At 47.7% G+C, this 19478-nt stretch carries 12 protein-coding genes; 4 read left to right on the forward strand and 8 right to left on the reverse strand.

Features of this window, described 5'->3' with window-relative positions; all coding sequences use genetic code 11:
- Nucleotides 1-79: 79 nt before the first annotated feature.
- Both ICL07_RS05205 and ICL07_RS05210 read right to left on the reverse strand, forming a co-directional pair.
- Nucleotides 80-862, reverse strand: a complete 783-nt coding sequence (locus ICL07_RS05205; RefSeq protein ID WP_188086860.1) for an alpha/beta fold hydrolase — start codon at nucleotides 860-862, stop codon at nucleotides 80-82.
- Between the two features lie 8 nt (nucleotides 863-870).
- Entirely contained in the window at nucleotides 871-1674 is an 804-nt protein-coding gene (locus tag ICL07_RS05210) for a LuxR C-terminal-related transcriptional regulator (protein WP_188086861.1), read from the reverse strand.
- A 90-nt stretch (nucleotides 1675-1764) separates the two neighbouring features.
- On the opposite strand from ICL07_RS05210, the gene ICL07_RS05215 reads away from it, so the two are divergent.
- Together ICL07_RS05215 and ICL07_RS05220 are read left to right on the forward strand one after the other, a co-directional pair.
- On the forward strand, nucleotides 1765-2694 hold the full coding sequence (locus ICL07_RS05215; protein WP_188086862.1) for a hypothetical protein: 930 nt from the start codon (nucleotides 1765-1767) through the stop codon (nucleotides 2692-2694).
- 19 nt (nucleotides 2695-2713) lie between these two features.
- Nucleotides 2714-3946, forward strand: coding sequence for a hypothetical protein (locus tag ICL07_RS05220; RefSeq protein ID WP_188086863.1), 1233 nt, complete (start codon nucleotides 2714-2716; stop codon nucleotides 3944-3946).
- A gap of 126 nt (nucleotides 3947-4072) precedes the next feature.
- Here ICL07_RS05220 and ICL07_RS05225 read toward each other — a convergent pair whose 3' ends face one another.
- The 3 genes from ICL07_RS05225 to ICL07_RS05235 form a co-directional block, all read right to left on the reverse strand.
- Nucleotides 4073-5524 carry a RagB/SusD family nutrient uptake outer membrane protein gene (locus ICL07_RS05225; RefSeq protein WP_188086864.1) on the reverse strand — a complete coding sequence of 484 codons (1452 nt, stop codon included), beginning with the start codon at nucleotides 5522-5524 and terminating at the stop codon, nucleotides 4073-4075.
- Between the two features lie 19 nt (nucleotides 5525-5543).
- Nucleotides 5544-8687 (reverse strand): SusC/RagA family TonB-linked outer membrane protein, encoded by a 3144-nt coding sequence (locus ICL07_RS05230; RefSeq protein ID WP_188086865.1) that lies wholly within the window; start codon nucleotides 8685-8687, stop codon nucleotides 5544-5546.
- A 511-nt stretch (nucleotides 8688-9198) separates the two neighbouring features.
- Complete coding sequence (locus ICL07_RS05235; protein ID WP_188086866.1) at nucleotides 9199-10896, reverse strand: hypothetical protein; 1698 nt, start codon at nucleotides 10894-10896, stop codon at nucleotides 9199-9201.
- Nucleotides 10897-11082: 186 nt separating this feature from the next.
- On the opposite strand from ICL07_RS05235, the gene ICL07_RS05240 reads away from it, so the two are divergent.
- Complete coding sequence (locus tag ICL07_RS05240; protein ID WP_188086867.1) at nucleotides 11083-13443, forward strand: ABC transporter permease; 2361 nt, start codon at nucleotides 11083-11085, stop codon at nucleotides 13441-13443.
- Nucleotides 13444-13489: 46 nt separating this feature from the next.
- Here ICL07_RS05240 and ICL07_RS05245 read toward each other — a convergent pair whose 3' ends face one another.
- Both ICL07_RS05245 and ICL07_RS05250 read right to left on the reverse strand, forming a co-directional pair.
- The gene (locus ICL07_RS05245) at nucleotides 13490-14761 is read right to left on the reverse strand and encodes a MutS-related protein (protein ID WP_188086868.1); all 1272 of its coding nucleotides are present in this window, start codon (nucleotides 14759-14761) and stop codon (nucleotides 13490-13492) included.
- A gap of 130 nt (nucleotides 14762-14891) precedes the next feature.
- The gene (locus tag ICL07_RS05250) at nucleotides 14892-15467 is read right to left on the reverse strand and encodes a DUF4256 domain-containing protein (protein WP_188086869.1); all 576 of its coding nucleotides are present in this window, start codon (nucleotides 15465-15467) and stop codon (nucleotides 14892-14894) included.
- 150 nt (nucleotides 15468-15617) lie between these two features.
- Here ICL07_RS05250 and ICL07_RS05255 point away from each other — a divergent pair, with 150 nt between their 5' ends.
- The gene (locus ICL07_RS05255) at nucleotides 15618-17993 is read left to right on the forward strand and encodes an ABC transporter permease (RefSeq protein ID WP_188086870.1); all 2376 of its coding nucleotides are present in this window, start codon (nucleotides 15618-15620) and stop codon (nucleotides 17991-17993) included.
- A 42-nt stretch (nucleotides 17994-18035) separates the two neighbouring features.
- Here ICL07_RS05255 and ICL07_RS05260 read toward each other — a convergent pair whose 3' ends face one another.
- Entirely contained in the window at nucleotides 18036-19451 is a 1416-nt protein-coding gene (locus ICL07_RS05260) for an alpha/beta hydrolase family protein (protein WP_188086871.1), read from the reverse strand.
- Nucleotides 19452-19478 lie beyond the last annotated feature (27 nt).

Genomic DNA, 19478 nt, shown 5'->3' on the forward strand with positions numbered 1-19478 from the left:
GAACAAAACCCTGGTTGGTAATTACCCGGTACTATTCCAATTGACAAGGCCACAAATGGTTGTTTGTACCTTGGTGTTTTTAGTCTTCGTTAAATGCTTCTTTGGCAAAAGCAGCCAGCAGCCGGTTAAATTCTTCCGGTTGATCGAGGCTGGTGAGGTGACCTGCGGCAGGTAGCGTATGTACGCCTCCCCGCCATTTCCCTGGCAACACCGTATCAAGATAGCTATTATCGATGATGCGCTCCTCGCTGCCATACACAAATGCCACAGGAATGCCCGCCTCTTCCACCTGAAGGATCTGGTTACTCCATTCACCTCTGCCCAGGGAGGCCGCCAGACCGGACCTGAATGCAGGATCAGTTTTCCGGTAGTCTGCCGTAAGCACTTGCAGTGTTTCAGTGGCCGGCACTGCCACCAGGCCGGATACATATCCCTGCAGCCGTTCTTCAGGAGGGGTAGCTTCAAACAGAACAGCCGCGTGTTCAAATGGAATCATGACAGTAGCCGGTGTTATTGCTCCTCCCAAAAGGCAACCGCCGGCGATGAATAGTCCTTTACAGCCTTTTAGCTGTGGCAGCGCTTCCGCCGCAACACTTCCGGCCAGGGATATAGTGACAAGGATGTACTCGTCCAACTTCAGCTGTTGCAAGGTATCCGCCAATACGTTGCCCAATAGGGGCAAACTATATACATCAGCCGGACCGGATGCACCGTGTCCGGGGAAATCAATGCAGATACGGGTATATTGCTCCAGTAAGGGATCATTCACCTGCTTATCCCAGGTGCGATGCGAACCACAGGCCTGGTGAAGGAATACGAGCGTCCTGGGGCCGTTTCCTTTTGTTGAAATCGATAATTGCATATGGGAGATTAAATAAGACCACGTTTGCAGGCAAAAGCCACCAGCTCCGCCACATTTTTAGTACTGGTTTTCTTCAGCATATTTTTCCGGTGGTTGGCAATGGTATTTTCCGCAATATTGAGACGGTCCGCTATCTGTTTACTGCACCAGCCATCAGCCATGTATTGCAGAATTTGCTGTTCCCTGACAGAAAGTAGCCTGTCTTCCTCACGGGGGTAATAGGTATGGGCTTCCAGCAAATCACAACCGGCAGTACTGGTTTTTTCAATAGTATGGTGCATTAAAAAATCTTTCTTAAAAGGTGTTATGTTCATCACCATCCCGATGCTGTACAAAGGCAGGCCAGTATCGGGGGAAGTGAGATAAGAGCCCCGCTGGTAAATGGGTATATAGCGCCCGCTGCGATGCCGTACCCTGAAGTTATAGGAAAACACAAACCGGTGATGGTCTTCCACCGGCTGCGAACGCAGAAATGCCATATTGGTGCTGAACACATGTTCGTTGTACACTTTGAAATCTTCGGGGTGATATATGTCCAGCAATTTGGGGATTCCGCCTTCCAGGAAGGCTTCAGATGGTTCGCCTACCAGTTCACGGGTAGCGCTGGTCATCAGCCGGTAGCTGGCCTGCGTGTAGTCAATTGCGTAAAATAAAGGTTGGGTGTGAAGGATGCCGGCACCAAGGCTGTCGAACCCCGAAACGGCAGCACGGACCTGCTGTTCATTGATTTTTTCATTTTCACGGCAAATACTTTGCAGGTGCCCTTCATACGTTTGTTCGAACTGGCCTCCCCGGTAATTTTTTTTGCTCATAGGTGATGGTTGAAATATTCAGCAATAGCTATAAATGGCTATTGTCCTCTGCTCACAACGACGCTATTTTTGTGCTGACAGAAAAAAACCATGAAAAAGTTACTACTTTTTATTCTTATCTGTGCATTATTTTATTGGCCTGAGCAGGTATTATCCCAGGGCAAAGCGACACTAGCCAAAGATGCGCGGCCGGAAAAATATGTGCCGCCCAAGGGAGGTAAGTCTTCCCAAAAAACCTATTCCTCCCCCGCATATTCCAACACCACTCCCCAACCGGCTACTGTAGCTACACCGCCACCGCCCAAACCGGTCAAGATAGCCATCCCTGCCCCTACCACAGCAAACAGGCCAGCCATAGCTCTCCCTCCGCCCCCATTTCCCAAACCTGTTTTTACACAGGCCGATGGCGACCAGTTCTCTTCCGGATTTAGCAGCGGCCTGCAACAAAGCACTGGTAAAAGCCAGGCACTCGATCAGCAGTTGTCTGACCTGGCAGATGAAAAGGCGCAACAGGAAACTGATTTGAAGGAAACAGCTAAAAATGGCTTTCTCAAAGCCCTGGAAAGGGAAAAAGAGAAAAACAAAACGGTTAATTGCGGCGGCGGCGGAGACTACCAGGTGGTGCTATTCGACGATTCCCTGCTAACAGTACAGTATACGCTCTCCACTAAAGACAGCAGGTCCTGTACCTACGTCAATACCTCGAAAGAAGTAATTCTATTTTGTGGATACTATTACCAGGCGACGTGCACTATTACCAACAAAAGAGGCCGGCGCCTGCTGCTGAGGGGTTATGTGATGGGCAGTCCCGGTCTTAATGCTAAAACACATATTAGTCCGCATGGGGAAACCGGCCATTGTTTTGGATTTGACCGGGACGGATCTACCTTCTGGAACAACTTTTATATCTCCTGGAATGGTGAGCTACCTCCCGGAGAAACCATCAGCACAGGCAACTTCTGGACGGAAATACGGGGTGAGCGGCCAGCCTGGGAGCTTTCCTATTCCATCATTAAATAATTCAAACCTGGTATCTATCATGAAAAAACATTTATTACTGGCACTTACATTCACAGCCGGAAGCCTGCCGCTGTGGGCCCAGCTATCATATAACGATGTTGGCCGTGCCGCCGGAATGTTCGCCGGTGAAATATCCAATTCTATCAAAGAAGGGCAGACCAATAAAATGCTGCGTCAGAAACAATCCCTGCAATTGCTCCAGGGGGCAGTGAAAGAGTTGGGCGAAGCGCGTTACGATAATGCCTTCGGACAAGCGGAGCAGGCTATGATACAATACCCTAAATATTCTCTCTCTTACCTGGTGATGGCCTACACTGCATTACAAAATGATGATTATGTCAATAGCAACCGTATGTTGCAACTCTATCACAAATACAACCGGAAAGCCTATAACCGCAACCTCAATCTCACCGTGCCAGGTGAGTTCGTACAAATGGTAAAGGAAAAAAATGAAAAAGGTTTCGCTTCTCTCTCCCAGGAAAGTAAAACCAAACAATACAGTAAGGAACCATGGCTCAATAACAGCCTCGTTATCAAACTGACTGCGTCTGCGCTCTTTCTTTCGGATGAGGCTTCACGGTATACGGGGTATGGCACTCAAAAATATGACGCCATACCAGAAATTATCAGCGATAATACCCTCAGCCTGTTATACACACGTAATTTCTGGTTTAGCCGCGGCCGCTCGCTACCCTTTACCAACAATAATTTTGGCCTTTCCCTCACAGGCGGAGTTGATGTCAACCTGGATTTTCCCAACACCTATTTTCCCGGCAGTTACAAGGCGCATATAACACCTGGCCTGTTTATGAACAAAGTATATTTTTCACCCGGTCAGCTGCGGTACCAACGTCCGTTGGGATACCAGCAACGCAACGACAATACAGACATTGCCTCTGCAGGCGTCATATTCAGCCCTGAAGTCCGTTGGTACCTTGGTGTGTTAAACGCCTATGCTACCGACATGCGGCAGTTATCACAGGCTACGCGCTCCAGCGGTAAATTCGGCTTCGGCTACCTGCTTTTCCGCCTGGGTCACGAACTGTACGCCGGCTATAAGGCGAATGCTTCCAATGGTCAGGACTACTATAAAGAAGAGAGAGTTGAGTTTATGTTTGGTTTCAGCGGTTACGCCGGTAAACGACGAACAACGGAATTTGGGTTTATTGCAGGTCCCGGCGGTATTAACAACCCGTTTGCCGATGGCGATTATTGGCGGGTAGGGCTTTCTATATCCAAAAGAATATTATAACCCCAAATAAGAAGAGGAGAACAAGGCGCTTGATAAGAGCGCCTTGTTATTACGCGTATTATCCACGATAAAAAATCCCTGGCAACTTTCGTCACCAGGGATATTTATCATATCTAAATCCATCCGTTAGTTATAACCCTTATTCTGTTCCAGGTGGCTGATATCGAGCTCACGCTGTGGAATAGGCAATACGTTGTGCGTGTCATTGGGTTGCAGTACAATTGGTTTCCAGTGATCCGCAGCGTCTCTTGTCAGTGTTTTCTTACGTCTGATGATATCGAAGAAGCGGAATCCTTCGCCGAACAGTTCTTTGCGGCGTTCGTTTTCTATCTCCGTTTTCAGCGCGTCACCGGTATTCACTGATTTTACAGCACCGGTAATCGCTCTTTTCTGCACCTCAAATAACGCCGTCTGTGCCGCTGCATCATTATTCAGTTCAGATTCGGCTTCTGCTTCAACCAGGTACATTTCGGCAGAACGGATCAATGGCATATCCAGGTCCAGTGTGCTTCTGTAGTAGAATTTATTCATCAGGTAACCGTCGCGGGAAAATACAATATCATCCCGTTGCAGCGCATCCCCTTTACCATTGGCCACTTTGCCTACGTTTACATAGAACTGTTTTTTACGGATATCGTTGTCCGCAAAAAGGGTCAGGAATGATTTGGATGCACGGAAAGTGCTGTAACCGATATCATACGGTTCCTGGAAGGATGCCAGCATCAGGAAGCCGGTGTTATCATCCGTACGGTAGTTCAGTCCCCAGATCCATTCGGGTGTTTTGTCCACAAAACCTTTCAGCAATGTAGTTCCCGGCTCCAGTGGGAAACCGGCGCGTGCTTTTTTAGCGTAGGCGCTGGCTTCTGCCCATTTGCCCATATCCAGGTACAGGCGTGCCTGTAACGCATACACAGCGTTGAGCGTAATACGGTAGCTGTTGGTGCGTTTATTGGACAGGCTTTGTTCCGCGAACTTCAGGTCATCCAGCATGAAAGCGTAGATATCCTTTACAGAAGAACGGGTTGGTGTAGGATCGTCTGCTTTCAGTGGTTTGTCCACTTTAGGGATACCGACACCATCAGGATTTACGGCATAGGGTTGTGCGTATAGGCGTACCAGTTGGTGATTGGCCCATGCTCTCAATGTACGGGCTTCTGCGAGGTAGTCCGTTTTAACGTCTTCTGCAATAGGCGCTTTAGGTATGTTGGTGATAGCCTGGTTACAGCTGGAAATCATTTCAAAAGCTCTCTTCCAGAATATAAAGGAAAGGGCGCCGGTACCACCGTTTGCCACTTCCGTAAACTGGTATTCCGTTACAAAACGGTTATAGTTACCCGCCAGTACGATCAGTTCGTCACCACCTTTCACATCTGCCGTGAGGAAGATGTGGTTGGTAAACTGGCTGGGCTGCATCAGGTCATATAACCCGATCATTGCAGCGTTTACACGTGAAGGTGAGCTAAACGCGCCGGACGATTCAATAGAGACCGCCGGGAACGTATCGAGGTAAGATTTCTTACAGCCAGAGAACGCAAGTCCCGCTGCAAGCATATATGTGATATATAAATTCTTCTTCATGATTGACTTTTTACAAGGTTTAGAATCCGATGTTAACGCCTACAGTAAATGTTTTTACGTTAGGGATATCATTTCCGTAAAAACCATCCACTTCCACTTCAGGGTCCATGCCTTTATGTTTGGCCCATGTAAACAGGTTTTCTGCGGCCACATAAATTCTTGCACGCTGGATATGCGCGCTGTACAACAGGGATTTAGGCAGGCTGTAACCCAGGTTCACTGTTTTCAGGCGCATGTAGGAACCATCGAACAGGAAACGGGAAGAAGTGCTGGAGCCCAGATCTGTATTTCCCTGCATAAAACGTGGAACATCAGTCATGTCATTTGGTTTCTGCCATGCACGGGCGGCCACATCTCTGGCGATGTTGGTGCCAGGGTTAGCACCGTCGTTGGAGAGGGCCTGAAGATAAGAATCATAGATCTTGTTGCCATAGTTGAAGAACAACATCGCGCTCAGGTCAAATCCTTTGTAGGTAGCTTTAAGATTGAAACCGCCATAGAATTTAGGCAGGGAGCTACCCATCTGATAGCGGCTGGCCTGTGTGTATTGTTTGGTAGTAGTACGTTTGCCGGTCAGATTACCATTGTTATCCGTTTCGTTCATATACCACATGGGTCTTCCATCAACAGGATCTACCCCTGCATAATCCGGCAGGAAGAACTGATAACGGTTTCCACCTACTTTCCAGAGTTTGCTGCCGGTTGGCGCAATCATAGAGTCGATGCCGGTCAGATAAACAATTTTGTTACGGTTGCTGGTGAAGTTAGCGCCCAGGTCCAGGGTGAAATCGTTTTTACGGATCACATTGGCCTCTACGGAAGCTTCAAACCCGGTGTTATTCAGTTTAGCCAGGTTTGTTTTCACTGATTCAAAGCCGGTGGTCATGGACAGTGGTTTATCAAACAGCAGTCCATCAGAACCACGACGATAGTACCCTGCTTCCACGCGGATTCTGTTGATAAAATAGGCTTCGATACCCACATCTGTGGTGATAGCACGTTCCCAACGGAGAACAGGGTTACCCAGCTGTGTATATTTCGTACCTGCCTGACCGTTGTAGTTGGCGCCGGCATCGTACAGGTCCAGGCGGTCATAACGACCGATATTGTCAGCACCGCTCAAACCGTGGCTGCCTTTAATTTTCAGTTCATTCAACCAGCCTGCGGTACTGCTCATGAAGTTCTCACGGGAGATCAGCCAGGCACCACCTACAGACCAGAATATACCATATCTTTTCTGCTCTCCGAAGATAGAAGAGCCATCTGTACGGAGGCTTCCGGAGAGAATATATTTACCGTCGAAATCGTAGTTAACCCTGGAGAAATAAGAGTTGAATTTTTTCTCCGTACGGTCTGATGTGGGGTTGGAAGCAGTAGAGCCAGCACCCAGTTCAGAGATACCTTCAAACGGGAAACCGGTAGAACCTGCTGTGAGGTTGGTATAAACATATTTAAATGCTTCCTGCCCCGCCAGTACGTTCACGTGATGTTTATTAAAACGGTTATCAAATATCAGTGTATTAACGATCGTTGTTCTGGTATCTCTTGGCGCGTATTTGTTGCTACGGCCGTTCACTGCTTTACCATCTCCATTGAGGGGGTTGTAGTAGCGGCTTTCGCGCAGGTCAACCGCATCGGCGCCCACCTGTGATTTAAAGGTGAAATGCTGCAGGAAATTAACTTCCGCATAAGCAGAGAGGATAGCTCTCAGTGTTTTAACGTTGTAGATATTGGATTTGCTCAAACCAACCGGGTTATAATCCTTCATCACCGGGTTGATATAGTTATAAGCCAAACCACCGGCAGGATCTGCGATTGGATTACCGCTGGCATCGCGCTGGTAGAGGGAATATACCGGAGCTACCCTGTCAGCGAAGAAAATCGGGTTCGCAGAACCGGTTGATCCCGGAGGGGTGTTTTGTTCTGTAGAAGAGAAAGTAGTGAACACGCCAAACTTCAGGAAGTCCGTTGCCCTTGTTTCCAGGTTCAGTTTAGTATTATAACGTTTGAAGTCGGATGCCAGTACTACCCCTTTCTGATCAAAGTAACCAGCAGAAAAATAGTAATTGGTTTTATCCGTACCACCGGAAACGTTGATACCATAATCCTGGGTAAGGCCGGTTCTGGTTACCGCATTTCTCCAGTCGGTGTCATAATATTTGGTAGTACCGGGTGTCAGGTTACCGTTCGCATCATAAGGAGTGGTGCTGCTGAACGGATTGGCCTGTAAAACGGCGATCGTACCTGCGTTGGCTTTAGTAGCTGCATCAGCAGCAGTAGCGCCGCCGGCTATTTCTTTCCGGTAGCGGGCATCCCACCAGTATTTGAAGTATTCCTCTCCTGTCAGGAAATCGTGCCTGTCGACAGCGATACCGGCCCAGCCATTGCTACCGGTCACGTTTACACTGATACGGCCTGCTTTACCTTTTTTGGTGGTGATCAATACAACGCCATTAGCTGCGCGGGAGCCATAGAGTGCAGCAGCAGAGGCATCTTTCAGCACCGTTACATTTTCAATATCCTTAGGATCGAGAGTGGCCAGTACGTCGGCAGTAGCTGTAGCCTGTGTAAAGTCGCCCGTAGTAACGGCGATACCATCTACTACATATAAAGGGCTGCCGTTGGCGTTAGCGTTGGTGCTGGTACCGAAGCCGCCCACACCACGGATACGGATAGTAGTAGCACCACCCGGCTGGCCGGACACGCTTTGTACCGTTACACCGGAAACATTGCCCTGCAACGCTTTTTCAAAAGAGGTAACCGGTCTTTCTGCCAGTACTTCCGCTTTCACTACTGCAGCAGATCCTGTAAAGGTTGCTTTTTTCTGTGTGCCGTAAGCTACGACCAGTACTTCATCCAGTACTTTATCATTTTGTTTCAATACTACACGGACATCAGTCTTGTCACCCAATGTCACTTCCTGTTCTTCATAACCAACGAATGAAAAACGAAGCACCCGTTGTTGCCCCTGTACCGATACAGTGAAGGCGCCGGATGCATTAGTAACGGTGCCGATAGCTGTACCTTTAACCTGTACAGTTACTCCAGGCAATGCATGCCCGTCTTTTGCGTCGGTTACCGAACCGGTGATGGTCCTGTTTTGAGCCTGCAGCCCGGCTATTCCGGAGCATAGCAGTGCCAATAGAAGTAGAACTCCTCTCATGGTGATGGATTTTGGTTTAGATAAATAGATTCCTCTGCTCATCCGGGAGGATGAGTCAAATGCTCACGTTTATATTTTCTCTAAGCTGAATTGCTTTTGGTAGTACAGACAAAGCCCTCTCCGCTGCTTTCATGGAAAGCAGTCAACAAAAACCAACTACAGTATTACCTTAAATGTTTTTTTTAATCGATCGTTGTTTGAAATTCATGTTTAGCTTCAACAATTACACAAAAGGTCAGGGAAATCTAAGCAGGCCCTTATTTTGGTCAATTTCATTTACTTTCTCTCATATAGCAAAGCTGGCTTATTAAACAGCTACTCTTCTCAAAATGCTCTTGATAAAATGTTCCCATTTACGAATGCAAGATAAGTTAACAAAATCATAAATTCAAAATATATTTATCGAGCAGTAAATATTTAAAGGATGAAAACCCGGATCGGAAAAAGCCGGGAAAGATAGCAGCAATCGCCTTTTCGGGCAAGACATACGTGGAATGAATAATGCATCTGGTCAGGGAATATTGATTCTTTGTTGGCACAGCAATTTCCCGGTTTTATCAAACAGGCAAAGCCAATAGCTGTCACTTTTCAGCGGAAGATGAACAGCTGTACTTGCGGGGTAAGATGCGTAAACCGGTACCAGTCCATTGATCCGGCCGCTTTCTTTATATTCCTGCCATGAATAAACCAACAATAACATGTCAACCGGCGCAGATATAATGGGAACATTCCAAGGGGTAGGCACTATATTGTCATCAACCAGGTTATTCGGGTAATGCACCTGCAAATCATAGCGCAATGGTCTTTTATTGACCGGAATCATATGCCGGCATAAAATATAAGGCATGGAATTGTCTATACCGGTATATCTCACCCTGTTGGCGTTATCACTGTCAATGCTATACGGGTTAATACCTGACATCCGTTGGAAATATACGGCCATGGGAACAACAGCTGCATTGTCCACTTGTTTGAAAATATGATCATGCCCTGCCAATACGATTAGTTTACCGGTGTCTGTTGTATTTTTCAGTTTCTGTGTGATGTTAAATGCTTGTACAGAATCCCTGTGGTTCCATTCGCTAACTCCGGAAGTATCTTCATAGTTAATGAGCGTAAAACCTTCGGCAAGTGCTATCCTGATAAGATTTCCGTAATTGGGCTCACAGGTATAATATCCATTTTCAATAGCACCTGCCGTTACACTATCCCTACCGAGTGCTTCCAGTGCCAGTTTATTATATCCCAGTTTTTTTAACCCCGGCAACAGGCTTGCCAGGAATATCCTTGTTCTTACGTCTACATGTGATTCGTTAAAAAAAAGCGCCTTCTGCGTAACTGCCTGCTCCAATATATACGCCCCGGCAGCTGTAATATTAAAACCGATGCTGTCTTTCAGCGAAACGGTCCTTACCGGTAAACGTTGTGTTGTATACTCCCCGGCTTTCTGTGCATTTCCAACCAAAGTATACTTGGTGGCCAGGCATTGCAGCAACATATCCCTTTCGTTATCGGTCAGTGCTTTATCCAGGTAACCCTCCAGAGTAGCAATATCGCTTGCTGTAGTGACATAAACATTTTTATCCGGCCCCCGTGCATCTTTATCTATGTCAAAAAAATTAATACCCATGACCGGTATCTGTAACTGCAGCGATCGAGCGATCTCACGCGCGGCTGCGACAAATTTTTTCCTTGCCTCCTCTTTATCGGCCCGGGTGTTCAAATGAAAAACCAGTGAATATTGTTTTGTTTTATAAAAATCATACATCGCTGTTAAACCTGAACCGGTATCATAAAAGACCTGCTCAAACAACCGGGTATCTTCTGCCGGCAAGGAATCCGATAAATACATTCCATTTTTATTTGCATCCAAACCTCCCCCCTTCAACAGGTACACCTCCACGCCCGAAGAAGCAGTTCCCATTAAAAGGATAGTGTCTTCCATCTTCAGTGCCTGATGCAAAGATTTCCCGAAGTATTTCCCGGATTTGTCGGTTACTTTATAAAAAGTAAAGTTGTCACCAAATGTTAACTGTAGCCCCTCCTTCCTAACCCTGACCAAATGATGCCCATCAAAAGTGGGGATGATATTTTGTTTATCTGCCGTTACTTTTACGGGTAACTTACACGCGGCTGTCAACAACATCAGTAAAGTACATTTCAATAAATTCGCCGGATAAGGGATAACGGGAAATCTGGATATTTTCATAAAACAAACATTTGGACTACGCTGTAATTTAAACAATAATTACTTATAACTAAGAATTTAGTTGATGTTCATATTCGTACAGCCAGCTGTGTCAAAAGCGGACATTTCAATACCTGCAAATAGAGCATAACAGATTAACAATCAAAAAATTACTATACTGGCACTTTTTTCGAGGCCCGCTACGCTATGTTCAAAAACTACTTCCACATCGCCTTCCGCAACCTCACCCGGAACAAAGGTTTTTCACTGATCAATATCAGCGGTCTAGCCATCGGTATGGCTACTGCCATATTGATTTTACTTTGGGTGAAGGACGAAGCCGGCTTTGACCGTTTCCACAGCAAACTTGACCGGCTGTACCAGGTATGGTCCAATGATAGTATTCAGAACAAGATCAGGTCGATGACGATGACACCGGAAATCATGGCGCCCACGCTGAAAACGGATTATCCGGAAATAGAAGAAGTATCCCGTGTACGCTGGACCCGCAACCTGCTGGGTACTCCTCAGCAGGACAAACGCCTGATGGCCGCCGGTGCAGTGGTAGACCCCGGCTTTCTTTCGATGTTCTCTTTCCCGCTGGTTAACGGGAACGCACAAACGGTATTAAAAGACCCCAACAATATTGTTATCACAACACAACTGGCCCACAAATTTTTTCAGCAGGAAAACCCCGTTGGAAAAATCATTGAGCTGGGTAATACACCCTACACCGTATCCGGTGTGCTGCAGCGCCTACCCGACAATACACAGTTCAGCTTCATAGAATACCTCGTTTCCTATGAAAGGGAAACCCTCGCCGGTAATATCGACAAAGACTGGAGTAACTTCTCTATTCCTACTTTTGTATTACTACGTTCTCATACCGACGCCACCGCCCTTAGCAATAAGTTAACGCATATCATACGGCAACACACCCGGGAAGCATCCACTACAGAATTTCTCTACCCTGTCAGCCAGTTACGGCTATACGGTCATTTTGAGAATGGCGTGGCGGTAGGTGGCCGTATCACCACGGTGCGCACCTTTTTCCTGGTCGGTATCGTGGTGCTGCTGATAGCCTGTATTAATTTCATGAACCTGTCCACCGCCCGCAGCGGTAAAAGAGCAAAGGAAGTAGGCGTACGCAAAGCCATCGGGGCACAAAAACAGGCACTCATTTTTCAGTTCCTGATAGAATCCATTTCATTGGCATTTATCGCCGGCATACTGGCCTGGGGTATCGTGATGATGGCCCTGCCGTTCTTTAACCAGTTCACCGGCAAACAACTGCAGCTGGAGTACGGTAATCCGTTTTATTGGCTCTCCGGCATCGGCTTTATTCTATTGACAGGCATCCTGGCAGGTAGTTATCCGGCGTTCTTTATGTCTGGATTCAAACCCATTTCCGCACTCAAGGGAAGCGACAAAAGTGTCCGTACACTGGTGACCCCACGCCGGGTATTGGTGGTACTGCAATTTACATGTGCCATCATCCTGATTATCTGCACCTTCGTGGTGATCCAACAAATCAGGTTGGGCGAAGAGCGGAAAACCGGTATCGACATGAACAACCTGGTACATGTATTTTCCAATGATGAAATGGATAAGCATTTCCACCTGATCAAACAAGCATTGATCAGTTCGGGTTATGCCACCTCCGTATCCAAAGTATCTTCTCCCCTGTCAGAAAACTGGGGATATGGACTGAGCCTGCGCTGGCAGGGCAAACCGGAAGACATGAAAGTACAGGTGAACCGGTACACCACCGGCGGAGACCTCGTTAAAACAGCGGGCATGCAGCTCATACAAGGCCGGGATATCGATGTCAAAAAATACCCGACGGATTCAACTGCCTGCCTGATCAATGAAACAGCCGTAAAAGTAATGGGCTTTAAAGACCCTATAGGGCAGGAAATTTTTGATGATCCCGACAGCTGGCATGTGGTGGGCGTAGTACAGGATTTCGTCCAGGAATCGCCTTACAGGCCCGTCAACCCGATCGTCATTAAAGGGCCTAAATACGAAGGGGGTACTATCCTGATCAGGTTAAATGAGCAGCGACCCCTGGTAGCAGATATTGCCGGTATGGAAGAAGTGTTTAAAAAATATAATCCCGCCTTCCCGCTGGAATACAAGTTTGCAGCCGATGCCTATGCAGGCAAATTCGGGAACGAGCAATTCACCGGTAAACTGGCTGCACTGTTTGCTATACTCACTATTTTCATATCCTGCCTGGGATTATTTGGCCTGGCCGCCTTCATGGCTGAAAGCCGTTTTAAGGAAATCGGTATACGTAAGGTACTCGGCGCTTCCGTAAGTCATATCGTCCTGCTGTTGTCCAAAGACTTTCTGCAGCTGGTGATCATTGCGGTGGTGATCGCCTCCCCCATTGCTTATTGGATCAGTCATCAGTGGCTGCAGTCTTTTTATTACCGGATCAATCCGGGCATCTGGATGTTTTTGGCAGCAGGTATGCTGGCGGTGGTGATTGCCCTGTTAACCATTAGTTCGCAAGCCATTAAAGCGGCCCTGACCGATCCGGTAAAAAGTATCAAGCTGGAGTAGGGAGCTATCAGCGATAATTTCAAACAGAGACAGGAAAAGGCGGACGTTATTCTATAATTCCGCCCAGTAGTTGATGCAAGCCCTCTTTTTCAAAGAGTAATTTTCCGAACTTCAACTGCGACCATCCTTTTTTGAGTACATAGGTATACCGGGGCATTCCGGCTTCCATCATAGCTTCCAGCTGGTAAGCGGCAAAACAGTCCTGCGGCAGCAGTTCATCGAGCTGATACAGATGCGTGGAAATCATAAAAAACGATCCTTTAAAATTAGCCAATCCTTTCACAGCAGTACAGGTGATATCAATCGCATCGTCGATATTGGTCCCACAAAACAGTTCATCAAAAACAGCAAAACATCTCTTGCCTTCGGTGGCCTGTTGTAGTATATTTTTCAGGTTGATGATTTCCTGCATAAAATGACTATACCCGCTTTTGATATCGTCTGTCACATTCACAGCAATCAGGAAGGCCTCGTAAAACGGAATCTCGCATTTGGATGCCGGAACCGCGAAACCCAGATGCGCCAGCAGTACACAAATGCTGACCGCTTTCAGCACAGTAGATTTACCGGACATATTAGGACCTGTCAGCAGCACTACCTCGTTACCGGCGGTGAAATTATTACGAACAGGTTGTTTGAGTGTGGGGTGATAAAAATCTTCCAGCAAAAAGGCGCCGGTGGTAAATACCGGGAAAACAAAATTCCCCAGCCGGATACCTTTAGCTACTGACCAATAGGCTTCATATTCAAACATGGACTGCCAGAAAGCGAACATCTCGCCCACTGTATCCCTTTTCACCAGCCACTTCAGTAAATGCAGCGTATCATTGATGGATAAGGTAGTACCCCGTTTCACCTGTACCGCCAGTTGTTCTACTTCCATTCCGTTCAGCAGCGCCATGATCCTGTCTATACACACCTGGAATGCAGGAGGAAATTTAATCTGGCTGGCCTGTTGAAAATACAGTGTATACAGACGGTCCAGTAACAAAACCACCTGTGCGCAACCACCTTTGATCCGGTGTTTATCCTTGCTGAGCATTAACGTGATCCGGTCGGGACCTTCTTCTCCGTAATGATTTTTCAGGGTGGTGGTAAACTGGTAAACTTCTTCAAAATCGTACCGCTGGTAGCTGAACTTTTCCAGTACAGACCAGTGTTCGGCAAAGGTGCGCAGCAGTTGCTGCCGGGCCACTACATCTTCATAGGTCAGGCGGGACCTGTCAAACAACCCTTTCAGAAATGCCTGTGCGCCGGCATTATTGGTATAATCAAACAAAGCTATAATTTCCTTGTCAGTATAGGCCTTCTCTGTCATTATCTTAAACGCTTTCGTTAACGGAACGGAAAAGCAAAAACCAAGCCTATATGCTTTACCGTTAGTAAAGTCCTAAAAAACCAAACCGCCCGGGGCTGTCCCGGGCGGTTTTATCTAGCAGCAGTATTATCTAAACTTTCAGCGAGCCCCTGAATCCTCTCACCGCATAATAGGAAGAAGCGCCGTTATGGTACAGGAAAACATGATCATAACGCCGGTCGCAGAAAAGCGCTCCACCCAGTTTTCGGATAGGCGCAGGCGTAGCCACCCAGCTCGATGTTTTCAGGTCAAATTTTCCCAGTTCCTGCAATGACCGGTATTCTTCTTCCGTGAGCAACGCAATCCCCATGGCATCAGCCATGTCTACCGCGCTGTCTGCCGGCTTATGCTCCTTCCTGGAGTCCAGCGCTTCCCGGTCGTAACAAATGTTCCGTCGCCCCGCCGGCGTTTCCGGTGAACAATCATAAAAGATATATTCATCTGTTTTTTTATCATACCCTACAACGTCTGGTTCGCCACCGGTTTCTTCCATGATCTGTAACGACCATAGCTTTGCGCTGTCGGCTTTCAGCTTCTTTTCAACCGCAGCCCAGTCGAGGCCTTTATGCCGGGCCATATTCTTTTCAAAACGTGTTTGCAGGGTGTGTAGCAGGGTAGCCTGTTCCGCTGCTGACAACTTTGGTTTTTCAGCACTACTTTTACGCATGCTTCAAAGATAATAACCCTGTTGAAAACCGGACAGATTTGTTTTAAAACCGAACAATATATAATAATATTTAAAATTTAATGTTTTGATATTTAACACCTTAATTTATGGCATATTATTCAGGCGGGTTTCCTGATCAATTCCTTTAATATGTTGCGCAACTACTTTAAAACAGCCTGGCGTACGCTGATCAACAACAAGGTATACAGCCTGCTGAACGTATTCGGACTGGCACTCGGTATGGCGGTAGCGCTGTTGATCGGTTTGTGGGTACACTACCAGTATTCTTTCGACCGTTTTCTGCCGGGTTATCAGCATACGCAGCAGATAATGTACAGGACCGTTTATAACGGCGACATCCTCACCCAGCGGTCTACCGCCTATCCGTTGGCGGAAGTATTGAAAAAAGAGATACCGGGTATCCAGCATGTGACTCAGACAGACTGGGTATCGTGGCATGGCCTGGTAGCCGGTGATAAAAAACTATACCTGGGCGGTTTAACGGCCAGCACCGATTTTCTGAAAGTATTTCAATACCCTTTGTTAAGCGGAAACCCGGGCGAAGTACTGAACGATATGCATTCCATTGTGCTCACTGCCTCCACCGCCAAATCACTGTTTGGTGATAAAGATCCGATTAACCAGGTAGTGCGTATAGACAACCAGACAGATCTAAAGGTAACGGGTATACTAAAAGACGTTCCGGATAATTCCTCTTTGCGCTTCAGCTATATCGTACCGTTGGAGTATATGATAAAAGTGCTGCACTGGGGTACCCAATGGGGCAATAACAGCCTGCAGACATTTGTGTCCCTGCAGCCCAATGTATCCTTCGACCAGGTGTCTGCCAATATCAAACCGATCTTAAAAAAATACAGTCAGGATGAATACAGTATCGCTAAAAGCGAGGTATTCATGCAGCCGGTGAAAGACATTCACCTGTATGGCAACTTTAAAAATGGCGTGGTTGCCGGCGGATTGATCGACTATGTGAAGATGTTCAGCCTGATAGGCTTGCTGGTACTGCTGATTGCCTGCATCAATTTTATCAATCTTTCTACGGCGCGTTCTGAAAAACGGGCACGGGAAGTGGGTATACGAAAAGCGATCGGCTCCCATCGCCGCGACCTGATCCTGCAATTCCTGATGGAATCCCTGATGGTGACGTTTATCGCTTTTATACTGGCGATCCTGATGGTGCAACTGGCCATGCCGGCGTTTAACAGTCTCACGGGCAGCGCTATCCACATCCCTTATAACAACGCCATTTTCTGGTGCATACTCGCAGGTTATATATTACTGACAGCGCTGCTGGCGGGCGCCAGACCGGCCTTCTATCTCTCTTCTTTCCAACCGGTGAAAGTATTGAAAGGTCGCCTTCAGGCAGGCGCCACGGCGGCACTTCCCAGAAGGGCATTGGTAGTATTGCAGTTCAGCTGCTCCGTAGCCCTGATGATCAGCACCATCATTATCTACCAGCAAATACAACACGCCAAAAACAGACCTACCGGTTATGATACCAATCGCCTCCTGATGACCAATAACAGTCCGGACCTGAACCAGGGTTACCCCGCGCTAAAAAATGATTTGCTTCAAAGTGGCGTAGTGGCCAGTGTTACCAAGTCTTCCTGTCCGGTTACCGAAATATGGGTCACCAATAACATCCGCGAATGGCCGGGCAAACAACCGGGCGAATCGCTGGAACTGGGCACCATCGCCGTATCCGACGCTGATTACTTTAAAACGATGGGAATCCCTATTGTCGCCGGCAATAATTTCTCCGGCAACCTGGGCGCCGATACGCTCAACGTTATCATGAATGAAGCCGCCATCAAACGGATGCGGTTGAAAGACCCCGTTAACCAGATCATACGATGGAGTGATCCTGTGGTAACCCTGCGGATCATCGGTGTAGCGAAAGACGCCCTGATGGGCTCCCCTTATTCATCCGTACCCCCCTGCATGTTCCTGTATAATCCGGAATGGGCCGATATCATCACTTACCGCCTGGCTCCCGGTGTCTCAACTGACAAAGCCATTAATACACTGACGGCCATCTTCACTAAACACAATCCATCTTATGCCTTTGGGTATAGGTTTGTGGACCAGACTTATGCTGATAAGTTTGGATTTGAAACCCTGGTTGGCAAGCTGGCAGGTTTATTCTCCGCCTTAGCAGTGCTCATTTCCTGCCTGGGCCTCTTTGGCCTGGCTGCTTACATGGCAGAGCGACGCACCAAGGAAATCGGTATCCGTAAAGTAATGGGCGCCTCTATTGCACAGGTATGGCTGTTGCTCTCCAGAGAATTTGTGCTACTGGTACTGTTAAGCTGCATAGTAGCCGCTCCGGTTACCTGCTACCTGTTGCAAAGATGGCTGCAGCAATATGAATACCGTATCCATATTGGCGCCGGGGTATTACTCTGTACAGCATTAGCGGCAATTGTGATTACCATTATTACCGTAAGTTTCCAATCCATCAAAGCTGCGCTGGCTAACCCGGTGAACAGTTTAAGAGCAGAATAAAATTCGTGTAGTGACGGCCGTTATAAGCGGCCGCCACTATGTTTACTGCACCTTATTTTTGATCCACGCGGCCACATAGGCCAGTACATCCGGCGCTATGGTTTCTTCAATATCAGGATACTCTGAAAGCAGCCCTGTTTTCGCATTTTGGAACAAATGATTTTTCCCTTCAAACGCTTTGATGGTCACCTGTTGATTACCACCCGCTTTCAACGCTTTTTCAATACGTTTCAGCTCTTTGGGCAGCACCTGTACGTCTTTACTGCCGTTGATCGCCAGCACCGGGCATTTAACCCGCTTTAACACGCCTGCCTGGTTACGGAGCAGATCTGCCCGCCGGGGCCCGGATAAAAATTGAAGGAATTCTTCCACATGCAGCGGCTGCGTGAGCTCCATAATTTCCCGGTCACGGGCAGAGAGTTGGGCGATCTCCTTATCCAACGGCAGCAAGGCGGCGGCTATCCTTATTTTCGCGACACTGTCATTCGGCTCCGATTTTATTATGGAAAACACATCATGTATCAGTCTTGCATTTATTTTGATAGCCGCTGGTGTAGCGCCGCTTCTCTCGCCCATCACGGCAACTGCTTCTTTAACGGCGGTCTCCATATCAGAGGCGGTGCCAGCCATCAGCACCGCATAAGCCACTTCCGGCGAAAGCGCTGCGATAGGGGCAATATCGCCTCCCAGGCTATGACCAATCAGTCCGATGCCACGGGACAGGATCTCTTTGCGGGTATGGAGGTATTGTACACCGGCAAGGGCGTCCGCCGCCAGGTCTTCATTGGTAGCCGATTCATAATCGCCGGTACTTTTGCCTACGCCCCGGTCATCTGCCCGCAGCACTGCAATACCCGCCCGGGTGAGGTAATCCGCCAGCACGAGGAAAACCTTATGGGTGAAAATGGTTTCGTTGCGGTCATTGGCGCCGGAGCCGGAAATAAGTACCACCGCTGGAAACGGACCTTTACCCGCGGGTAAACTCAGTGTGCCCGCCAACGTTACACCCGCAGCGGTATTGGGGAATAAGATATCTTCCTCCTGATAAGGCAACGGGGGAACTGGCTCCTGCGGCCGCTTTAACTTGGCTACCGGTAATGAAGCCCGTTTACCCAGGTTCAGGGTAAACTTGCGTTTGTCATTCATCAGGAAAAAACCGCTGATAGTACTGTCATTGACCAGGCTGCCTTCGAAGCGGGTACTCATGGCAGGGATGTCCATTTCCAGCCGGCCGCCGGTAGCCACCAGGTGTTCCGTGGCTACATCAAATACTTTCTGGTTAAGAATATGTATGCGCGACTGCAGCTGCCCCTGTGCATTGGCAGTTATTTCAAAGGCTACCTCCGGCGGTTCTTCCCCCATGAGTTTCAGGGTGCCTATCCAGAATCCCTTCAGGTCCTGCGCCTTCAGGGAAAAATTAATAACCAGGAGCATTAACAGAAAGTAATACCGTTTCATATGTTGTTTTTTGCGCAAACTTAGCAT

The sequence above is a fragment of the Chitinophaga qingshengii genome, from assembly GCF_014529935.1.
Classification (GTDB): Bacteria; Bacteroidota; Bacteroidia; order Chitinophagales; family Chitinophagaceae; genus Chitinophaga; species Chitinophaga qingshengii.